The organism is Anabaena sp. UHCC 0253 (assembly GCF_009712085.1).
Taxonomy (GTDB): domain Bacteria; phylum Cyanobacteriota; class Cyanobacteriia; order Cyanobacteriales; family Nostocaceae; genus Dolichospermum.
The window spans coordinates 193,144-202,355 of sequence record NZ_VILD01000001.1; the positions used below are offsets into that span (position 1 = coordinate 193,144).

At 39.1% G+C, this 9,212-nt stretch carries 12 protein-coding genes and 1 pseudogene; 6 read left to right on the top strand and 7 right to left on the bottom strand.

What is annotated here, in order from left to right; translation table 11 throughout:
* Positions 1-458, top strand: a 458-nt coding sequence (locus FJR38_RS00870) for a WD40 repeat domain-containing protein (RefSeq protein WP_371418121.1), incomplete at its 5' end; no start/stop codon positions are given.
* 117 nt (positions 459-575) lie between these two features.
* Here the strand turns inward: FJR38_RS00870 and FJR38_RS00875 are convergent.
* Complete coding sequence (locus FJR38_RS00875; RefSeq protein ID WP_168493492.1) at positions 576-830, bottom strand: Calvin cycle protein CP12; 255 nt, start codon at positions 828-830, stop codon at positions 576-578.
* Between the two features lie 274 nt (positions 831-1,104).
* On the opposite strand from FJR38_RS00875, the gene FJR38_RS00880 reads away from it, so the two are divergent.
* Together FJR38_RS00880 and FJR38_RS00885 are read left to right on the top strand one after the other, a co-directional pair.
* Positions 1,105-1,392 carry a hypothetical protein gene (locus tag FJR38_RS00880; protein ID WP_254449303.1) on the top strand — a complete coding sequence of 96 codons (288 nt, stop codon included), beginning with the start codon at positions 1,105-1,107 and terminating at the stop codon, positions 1,390-1,392.
* Between the two features lie 28 nt (positions 1,393-1,420).
* The gene (locus tag FJR38_RS00885) at positions 1,421-1,780 is read left to right on the top strand and encodes a type II toxin-antitoxin system PemK/MazF family toxin (RefSeq protein ID WP_371418122.1); all 360 of its coding nucleotides are present in this window, start codon (positions 1,421-1,423) and stop codon (positions 1,778-1,780) included.
* Positions 1,781-1,810: 30 nt separating this feature from the next.
* Here the strand turns inward: FJR38_RS00885 and FJR38_RS00890 are convergent, their stop codons facing one another.
* The 5 genes from FJR38_RS00890 to FJR38_RS00910 all read right to left on the bottom strand — a co-directional run bounded on the left by FJR38_RS00890 (position 1,811) and on the right by FJR38_RS00910 (position 5,727).
* Positions 1,811-3,172: a GTP-binding protein gene (locus FJR38_RS00890; RefSeq protein ID WP_168493490.1), complete on the bottom strand. Its 1,362-nt coding sequence runs from the start codon at positions 3,170-3,172 to the stop codon at positions 1,811-1,813.
* A gap of 188 nt (positions 3,173-3,360) precedes the next feature.
* Positions 3,361-3,585 carry a type II toxin-antitoxin system HicB family antitoxin gene (locus FJR38_RS00895; protein WP_168493488.1) on the bottom strand — a complete coding sequence of 75 codons (225 nt, stop codon included), beginning with the start codon at positions 3,583-3,585 and terminating at the stop codon, positions 3,361-3,363.
* On the bottom strand, positions 3,578-3,808 hold the full coding sequence (locus tag FJR38_RS00900; protein ID WP_168534888.1) for a type II toxin-antitoxin system HicA family toxin: 231 nt from the start codon (positions 3,806-3,808) through the stop codon (positions 3,578-3,580). The genes FJR38_RS00895 and FJR38_RS00900 overlap by 8 nt, the downstream gene beginning before the upstream one ends.
* Positions 3,809-3,821: 13 nt before the next feature.
* Positions 3,822-4,604 carry an ABC transporter ATP-binding protein gene (locus tag FJR38_RS00905; protein WP_168534890.1) on the bottom strand — a complete coding sequence of 261 codons (783 nt, stop codon included), beginning with the start codon at positions 4,602-4,604 and terminating at the stop codon, positions 3,822-3,824.
* The gene (locus tag FJR38_RS00910; RefSeq protein WP_168534892.1) at positions 4,594-5,727 is read right to left on the bottom strand and encodes a branched-chain amino acid ABC transporter permease; all 1,134 of its coding nucleotides are present in this window, start codon (positions 5,725-5,727) and stop codon (positions 4,594-4,596) included. The genes FJR38_RS00905 and FJR38_RS00910 overlap by 11 nt, the downstream gene beginning before the upstream one ends.
* A 113-nt stretch (positions 5,728-5,840) precedes the next feature.
* Here FJR38_RS00910 and FJR38_RS00915 point away from each other — a divergent pair, with 113 nt between their 5' ends.
* The 3 genes from FJR38_RS00915 (at position 5,841) to FJR38_RS00925 (ending at position 8,042) form a co-directional block, all read left to right on the top strand.
* Positions 5,841-6,038, top strand: coding sequence for a hypothetical protein (locus FJR38_RS00915; protein WP_168493480.1), 198 nt, complete (start codon positions 5,841-5,843; stop codon positions 6,036-6,038).
* A 36-nt stretch (positions 6,039-6,074) separates the two neighbouring features.
* A complete protein-coding gene (locus FJR38_RS00920) occupies positions 6,075-6,332 on the top strand; it encodes a cytotoxic translational repressor of toxin-antitoxin stability system (RefSeq protein WP_168493478.1) in 258 nt (85 codons plus the stop codon).
* Positions 6,333-6,455: 123 nt separating this feature from the next.
* The gene (locus FJR38_RS00925; protein ID WP_168534894.1) at positions 6,456-8,042 is read left to right on the top strand and encodes a glucose-6-phosphate isomerase; all 1,587 of its coding nucleotides are present in this window, start codon (positions 6,456-6,458) and stop codon (positions 8,040-8,042) included.
* A 224-nt stretch (positions 8,043-8,266) separates the two neighbouring features.
* Here FJR38_RS00925 and FJR38_RS27985 read toward each other — a convergent pair.
* A pseudogene (locus FJR38_RS27985) lies at positions 8,267-9,212 on the bottom strand (serine/threonine protein kinase); the annotation flags it as partial.

Below are 9,212 nucleotides of genomic sequence, written 5' to 3' on the forward strand. Positions count from 1 at the left end.
CGGGTTTGTCAGTAGCCTGGAGTGGAGATGGTCTGACTTTGGCTACTGGTGGTTATGATGAAAAGGTGAAACTGTGGGATGTGCAGACTGGGAACTGTGTGAGATCGCTAGAGGGTCATTGCAGTGGGGTTAGATCAATAACCTGGAGTGGAGATGGTCTGACCTTGGCTAGTGGTAGTGATGATAATACGGTGAAACTGTGGGATGTGCAGACTGGTGACTGTGTGCGGACTTTACAAAGTCATAGCAGTGCGGTTTTGTCAGTAGCCTGGAGTCCAGATGGTCAGATATTGGCTAGTGGTAGTGGTGATGAAACGGTGAAACTGTGGGATGTCCAGTCTGGTAACTGTATCGCCACCTTTAGCCATCAGTTATATGCAGGGTTGAAGATTCAGGGGGTGAAGGGGTTAAGCCGGGCGGAAATATTAAGTTTAAAGGCGTTGGGGGCTGTGGAGTAGGGGTTTGTATAAATGCACTTGAATCTCTTACTTTTACTCTTGATTTAGTGACTGCTGCTATAGAATTTTTGATTATAAATTGGCTAGAGGTTTAGCAATGCTAAACCCTGATCTAAATTAAAGATCGTAAATCAAACACTCCAAAGCATCTGGATACATTTCGCAGTAGGTTTCTAGGGCTGTTTTACGGTGTTTTGCTTGTTTTTGATGGGCTTTTTCTGCTTGCAATTCTTCGACAATATCCCAAGCTACTGCACAATTAGCGGAATTATTACCATTTTCTTCGCAAGTTGCACGGGCTTCTGTAATGGCTTCAAGAATTGCTTCTTCAATGGGTTTTTTACCATTTATAACTTCGTTTAGGGATGTCATGATAATGTTACCTTTGTTGAGGGAGATCAAGGTTAATTAGGAACTTTAAGGGGTGCTAATGAATAATTTTTATTCACGGGGAATGAAGATAATTATTCATGGTTGATTAACTCTTTTTAAGAGTAACAATTCAAATAATTATTTTTAGTTAATTTATATACTTTTTTATTCTCTGGTGATATAATCATGACGTGATACGTCAGAAGTTAGGAATTGTAAAGTAATAAATAATCCAAATATTTTAGTTATAATTTGAATAGAGTATCTGTAACTTATGATTATGGGTGAATTAGCAATTCAAGATCAATATTTACGCGAAGCCTGGGAACAAGGTTTACAACAGGGTTTAACTCAAGTTGCACTCAATATGCTGCGGGAAGGTATTGATTTATCTCTAGTAGCCAAATTAACTAATCTACCACTTGAAAGGATTCAAAATCTACAAGTTAGTGATGTCGATGATTCTCAAACATTGGTAAAAGATTTTTTGCAGTTGAGTGAATCATCATTAAATAAAATTTGGCTTGAAGCAGAGGAAGATGAAGCTTGGAAGGATTTATAGAAAATCTGGTGAAAGGTGTGTTATCTCTGTGCCTTTTCCCTTTTCCGACGCATCTGCTACTAAGAGAAGACCTGCTTTAATTATAGCAGAATCGGATAGTAATAATATTATCGTCTGTCCTATTACGAGTAAACCAGGTAGAGATCATGAAATTAAGTTAGAAGACCAAGATTTTAGGGTTGGTAAACTAAATTTAAGTCCTTGTTATATTCGTCCTAATATTATTACCACCATAGACAAAAGTAATGTTATTCGGAATATCGGAAAATTGAAGGATGAAAAAATAAATCAAGTTATTGCTACAATTGTCGAAATCTTACAAAAACCTTCTGAACCTCCATCTCCAGCATCAAAAGCATGGGAAAGAGGCAAAAATCCAAAGCTATAAAGTTTGTGATGACTACTTAGATTCAATTTCTCAAAATTCACCAAAATTACCGCCTAATTCTTGCTGTAGGCGATACAAAATAGTATTTTTATCTACTTGTGATAAAATTTCCTGAATGACGGTATTAGCGCCTAGTTGTCCCCAAGTACAGCCTTTTTCTAAATATAACTGTGCGGCTTTACCGACTGTATAAGCACCATAACCGGCAATTCCACCTTGAGCGATCGCACTACCCACAAAAGTAGTAATATTGAGAGGATTATCACCACTAGCGATCGCTGCGGTACTTTTACCTAAACCTAATATAAAACTACTACCAATTTCACTTAATAATAAACCACCGGAACTGAATAAAATTGTTTTTAATAATTTACTAGCCTCATAGCTAGTCATGGGTAAACCATACAGTTTAGCTAAAGCCCGAATTAAGGCTAAATCGGTAATTAAACCTCCAACCATATCGAAAAAAGCAATGGGATTTAAACCGATAGCTAGGGCTTTATATTTGCTAAATTGCCAAATAATATCTTCTGCTTCTTTTTCGCGGATATCAACGGTTTTTGCGGCTATATTTTCTTCAGATTCTCTAGCTTGAAGGAGTGCATTTAAAGCTAAAAGCGATCGCCCTTCTCTATTTAAAATATTCAATATTGTTTGCTTTAATTCCTCTACCTGGGGTGGTGGTGTTTCCCATTCATAATTAATCGTTCCATCTGGATATTCTACCCTCACTTCCATTGGTGCAGGTTCAGCGGATATCATGACAATTTCATCCGGTAATAAGGGCTTATTTTGTAAATTTCCTGCGCCTAATTGTTGGAGATTTTTGTAAATTGCATTTCTATCTGTATCTGGGTATAAATCAATTTTATTAAATACTAAAATTAAGGGTTTTTGGGCTTGACGTAATTCCAATAATCCTTGATATTCAGTTCTGGTAATATCGCCAGAAACAACAAATAAGATTAAATCAGCTTGACGTGCTACATCTCGCGCCATTTGCGCCCGTGAATCTCCTTCAATTTCATCTAAACCAGGAGTATCAATTAATTCAACTAATACCTTATCTCCTGGTTTCCACCGCACAGAACGAGGCCATTGAGTGACACCATTTAAAGGTCCTGTTTGCAGAATTTTTTCCCCTAATAGAGAATTTAATACTGCTGATTTTCCCCGACTTACTAAACCAAAAGCGGCAATTCTTACTACATTTGCATCTAATTTACTGAGTGTGGCATTTAAAGCTTCTATTTCTGGTTTTAGCAATCCTGCTAATTCTGGATTTGCGGCTAGTTGTCCCGATTTACGGAGATATCCATACCAAGATAATGCTTGTCTGAGACTAGCACGGGCGCGGTTTAAATGTGTTTCTTGCAGGTTACGGTTACTCACAGGGAATAGGGAATAGGGAATAGGGAACAGGGGACAGGGGACAGGTGACAGGGAACAAGTTACAGGGAATAGGGGACAGGGGACAGATAAGGAATACAGAGATTAAAAATGTTGAATTAATTTTGCTCAGGTACTTACATATTTCTCGTAGTTCACGATCAAAAATCACTCTTTCCTAATTATTACAATTAAGCTGCTGTTAATGACTTACCTAAAATTTGAGGTTCGGGTAAAGGTTGTCCATCTTCTAAATAAGATGAAATCAGCATTTCTAAAACTTCCTGAGCATTTTTTAAAGCCTCTTCATAAGTGTCTCCATGAGTATGACAAAATTCTCCCCATTCAGGAAGACTTACCACAAAGCAGTTATCTTCTTCTGACCATTGAATAATGATTGTGTAATGATTATTCATTTTCTACTTCCTCTTGAGCTTTTTTAATTTCTTCTATTCTTTTGATGGCGTTATTAACGTCTTTTTCCTGGTATTCTTTCGCATCTTTTCCGTCTTTACCTGATATAGTAACTCTCCCAGATAACAAAGGATGATACCAGTTAGTGTGACTACCTTTTCCAGTACGACAAGTAAAACCTGATTGCAGTAATAAATTTTTCAGTTCTCTAATTTTCTTGGGCATATCTCATATAATATCATTGTCCCAAATATGCTTCTAAAACTTTGGTATTATTTTGGATTTCTGTAGGTGTACCAACAGCTAAGTTTTTGCCTTCAGCTAATACCCAAACTCTATCACATAAAGACATAACTACATCCATGTTATGTTCAATAATCAAAAATGTCATGCCGTCATTACGATTCCAAGATAAAATGCGATCGCTGATGTCATCAATTAACCGAGGATTGACACCAGCGGCTGGTTCATCTAACAATATTAACTTAGGATTAGTCATTAATGCTCGGCCGATTTCTAAAAGTTTCCGTTGTCCCCCTGATAAACCACCGGCATAATCAGCGGCTTTTTTTTCTAAGCCTACAGACTCTAACAAAAACATTGCTCGTTCTTTTAATTGCTTTTCTTCTTTAGCGACAATGTGAGGTTGAAATTGAACTTGCCAAAAGTTTTCACCAGTTTGTTTTTGCGCCCCCAAAAGCATATTTTCTAATACTGATAATTTCGATAAAGCCCGCGCTACTTGAAAGGTTCTGACTAATCCTTGTTGAGCGATTTTGTATGATGGCAATTGATGAATAGGTTCACCATCAAAAATGACTCTGCCTTTATCGGGATGGATGAAATTAGAGAGTAAATTAAATAAAGTAGTTTTACCAGCACCATTGGGACCAATTAACCCAGTAATACTACCTTTGGTAACTTCAATATTAGCTTCCTCAACTGCTTTAATCCCACCAAAACTTTTACAAAGTCCACTTGCAGCAAGAAGAGGAAGTGGAGATAATTCGTTATTTACCAAGAGTCAGTTCCTCCTTTTTCCCTAAAATACCTTGAGGCCGCCAAATCATTAGCACCATCAAAATTAAACCAATAAACATGACCCGAAAAGCCCCAATCCGTTCAACATCTAGGGGAACAATTTTCGGTAAAAATTCCCTAGTTAGTCCATCGTAAGCGAAGTATATTACTGCACCTAAGATACTTCCCAGATTATTACCAGAGCCGCCTAAAATCACCATAATCCAGGCATCAAAGGTGAGTTGGGGTTGGAAATTATCGGGATAAATTGCGCCTAGTTGCCAAGCAAAGAACGCCCCAGCTATCCCAGCGATCGCCCCGCCTAACATTAATGATTGTAGCTTATAGGAAAAGACATTTTTACCTAATGCTTTGGGAACTTCTTCATCTTCACGGATTGATTTTAGCACTCTTCCCCAAGGCGATCGCACTAAAATTTCTAACCGCCAAAATACAAAAGCCAAAAATAACAACGCTAAGAGCATTAAACCGGCTTTGGGATTATAATTATACAGTCCGATGACACCAGAAATATAAATTGCCCCAGCCAATAACCCTAAAGTAATTCCTACTATCAACCGGGAAGTAAATTCTTGTTGAAGACTGCCATTTTTAGCCATATTTCTACGGGCAGAAATTTGAGCAGTTCGCACCCAACGCCATAGAGAAAATAATGTTATCCCTGTCAATAAAGTGAGGACAGCAATCATTAACAATCGGAAAAATAAATTCGGAGTTGTTGATAAAGGGACAACATAACTTTGCACACCAAAAGACCCAGATATCCAAGTATTACCGACAGGTAACTCCTGATTATTCACCATCAACCGAATTAATTCACCTGTACCAATTGTGACAATTGACAGATAATCTTCCCGTAAGCGCAGAGTTGCAAAACCAATGATCAAACCCAACAAAGCGGCGACAAATGCTCCAATTACTGCTGACAATAGCAATGGCACACCTTGGAAACTCAATAAAACCGTTGTATATGCACCCAAGGTCATAAAAGCAATATGACCAAAGTTAATTAAACCTGTAAACCCCCATTGTAAATTGAGTCCTAATGCAAACAGCGCAAACGTCGCGGTAGAAATAGCCAGAAAAATTAAATATTCAATCATAATTTAGTGGGTAATTATTTATTAGCTGCGCCTTGGTGGAATAAATTGTAGTGTAACTTGAGGATAATTGAGGAATACTGTTTTAATGTATAAAGTTAATTGGTTATAGCTATATGAATTTACTGCGGATTAGGATGCACCACATGATCGAACAATTAGCAGATGAGGAGTTGTATACAGTCTGGACTGTTGTTCAAGCGTTGCATTATGATTTTTATATGCTTAGTGCCATAGAAGAGGTAAAAGAACTTCAGCAACCGTGGGATATGCTTACTATAGAAGAGGCTACCAAACAATTAATGTTTTTATGACTATTTTCTCAACCCTTTAAATCTAGGTAATGGTTAGTGAATCTGGAAGTGCGTTACGCTAAATCTTTTTTAATAGACCTCAAAAGTTTAGAACCGGCTGCCTATGAGCGGGTGTATAATTTTGTTTTTGTGACCTTAGCGGAAAAATTACAACCCCATCATCTCCCAGAACTGCGACAGCTTGATGAGGAGGGGATTTTCTTTCGCTTTAGTTTAGATAATTACCTGATAGGTATAGAAATTAGGGGAGAAATTGTGAAATTCCTCCGTGTCGTTCCCATGCCCGATGTGTAATGCAATATAAGCAGAGGAAGGGAAATTCCACAAACTAGTTAAAAACTGTATAAGACAAAGCAGGGATCAGCAAAACCATACATTAAACTTGTGTTTGACCAACACTTTATTTGAGATTTCCCTATGGATGCTAGGGTACTTTGGCAACGATACCAGGACTGGTTATATTTCCATCCAGGATTAGGACTATATCTAGATGTGAGTCGGATGCGGTTTGATGATGCGTTTGTGGCATCGTTGCAGCCTAAGTTCGACAAAGCGTTTACGGATATGGCAGAATTAGAAAAAGGTGCGATCGCCAATCCCGACGAAAACCGCATGGTAGGACATTACTGGTTGCGGAATCCAGATTTAGCCCCCACACCTGAACTAACTCAAGAAATAGTTCAAACTTTAGAACAAATCGAAGCTTTTGCTGACCAGGTACACACTGGTGCAATTCATCCCCCCAAGGAAAGCCGCTTTACAGATATCATTTCCATCGGTATTGGTGGTTCAGCTTTGGGACCTCAGTTTGTTGCTGAAGCCCTTTCCCCAGACTCTCCCCCCCTACAAATTCACTTTATAGACAATTCCGATCCCGCAGGAATTGATCGGGTTCTCTCTCAATTAGGAAATAAACTAGCCAGCACTTTAGTATTGGTAATTTCCAAATCTGGGGGAACTCCCGAACCTCGCAACGGCATGATAGAGGTAAAAAAAGCCTACAATGCCCAAAATTTAGATTTTTCTAAATATGCGATCGCTGTTACCGGCGTAGATAGCAACCTGGATAAAGTCGCAAAATCAGAAAATTGGTTAGCCCGGTTTACCATGTATGACTGGGTGGGTGGACGTACCTCGGAAATGTCCGCTGTAGGGCTAGTTCCTGCGGCATTACAGGGCATTGATGTTCGTGCCATGCTAGATGGTGCAAAAGAGATGGATGATGCCACTCGCATCGCCGATTTCAAAAATAACCCAGCCGCTTTATTAGCCCTTGCTTGGTATTTCTCTGGAAATGGCAAAGGTGAAAAAGATATGGTGGTTCTCCCTTACAAAGACAGTTTGTTGCTATTTAGCCGCTATTTGCAACAATTGGTCATGGAATCTTTGGGTAAGGAAAAAGATTTAGACGGGAAAACTGTATTTCAAGGAATTGCAGTTTATGGTAACAAAGGTTCTACCGACCAACACGCCTATGTGCAGCAGTTGCGGGAAGGTGTACCTAATTTCTTTGCAACCTTGATTGAAGTTTTGGAAGATCGTCAAGGAAAATCCACAGAAGTTGATCCTGGTGTGACTTCTGGAGATTATCTCTCTGGTTTCTTGCTAGGAACTCGTCAAGCACTGTATGAAAATAACCGTGATTCGATTACAGTCAGCATTCCTCAAGTTAATGCTCGTACTGTCGGCGCGTTAATTGCATTGTATGAACGGGCTGTGGGTTTATATGCCAGTTTAGTAAATGTCAATGCTTATCACCAACCAGGTGTAGAAGCTGGTAAAAAAGCCGCTGCTGTGATTCTCGATTTACAAAAACGAGTTTTGGAAGTTTTGGCAAAAGAGAAGAAACCACTTTCTATTGCTGAAGTTGCAAATATTGCCGGCGTTGCTGATGAAGTTGAAGCAATTTACAAAATTCTCCGTCATTTACACGCTAATAATCGCGGTGTGGTGTTAACTGGTGATTTAGCTAAACCTGGTAGTTTAACTGTTTCTCTAGGTTAAATACAATTGACAGGTGACAGGTGACAGGTGACAGGTGACAGGTGACAGGTGACAGGTGACAGGTGACAGGTGACAGGTGACAGGTGACAGGGAAGAATGTTTTTCATTCTTCATTAAGGGCGAAGCATTCGGGCGACAAATTATCCATTTTTGTTCAAGGTTATTTTCCGAATGCTTCGCCCCTACGACTTCTAACTGGGCGCAGTCCCTGCGCCCCTACCTCGCTAATTAGGGTTTGCTGTTTCTGTCGGTGTCGGTGTGGGTTCTGGTGTTTCTGTAAGTGTGGGTTCTGGTGGTTCTGTTGGTGTTTCTGTGGGTATGGGATCTAGTTCTGGGGGATTTTCTGCGGTGACAGTGAGTCTATAATCTGCTGGTTCTGCTGAGGATGTAGACACAACCACAAATTCATAAAATCCGGTTTCTGGTAATGCTTTTGATAAATTCCGCTGTGGAGAATCTTCTAGAAATACGATTTTCCCAGAAGGAGAATAAATGGATAGTAAAAGTTTTGAACTTCCTTCTAGCTTAACTTCCATATTTTGATCTGTAGCTAGTCCAGCGATAAAAACTTTACCTCTTCCTGGTTGGAGTATACCCCGCACTGTTGTACCAGTAGCACCTTGAGGAAAAACTATTTTTTCAAATGTGCGTTTAGAAAGAAGGGCGTTAAGTTGATCATTAACAAATGCGTACCAAACTTGTCCAATAGGTTGATTGATAAAATCTTTACTTTTTTGTTCAGGGAATACACTGAAGAAAGCAGCATCACCTAAATCAAATAAAGAACGACTACCAACATTGATTTTATTAACTTCGACTTTCCAGCGATCGCGTTCCGATGAAGTGTAAGTTCCTAGTTGCCGACGGGAAGCAAAACTGATTACTGATAGCTTTTCTAGGACTTGGGCGGCGGTTTTATCCCATTCTGCCCGTAAACTTTCATCTTCTGGATTATTACTCAAGGTACGCCCTTTTAGGCTAGGGTTTGTATCCCAAAATATTTGATTTATTAAATTTACATAAAAGTTAGAATTTATACTTAATTGTTCACGGCGATCGCCCAATTTTTGTTTACGTTGTGTTTCTGCTGGTGAAAAACTAACTTCGGGTTCGGCTGTTTCCGTAGGATTGGGATTAGATGTAATAGTTGGGGTTACTCCCCCTGGATAT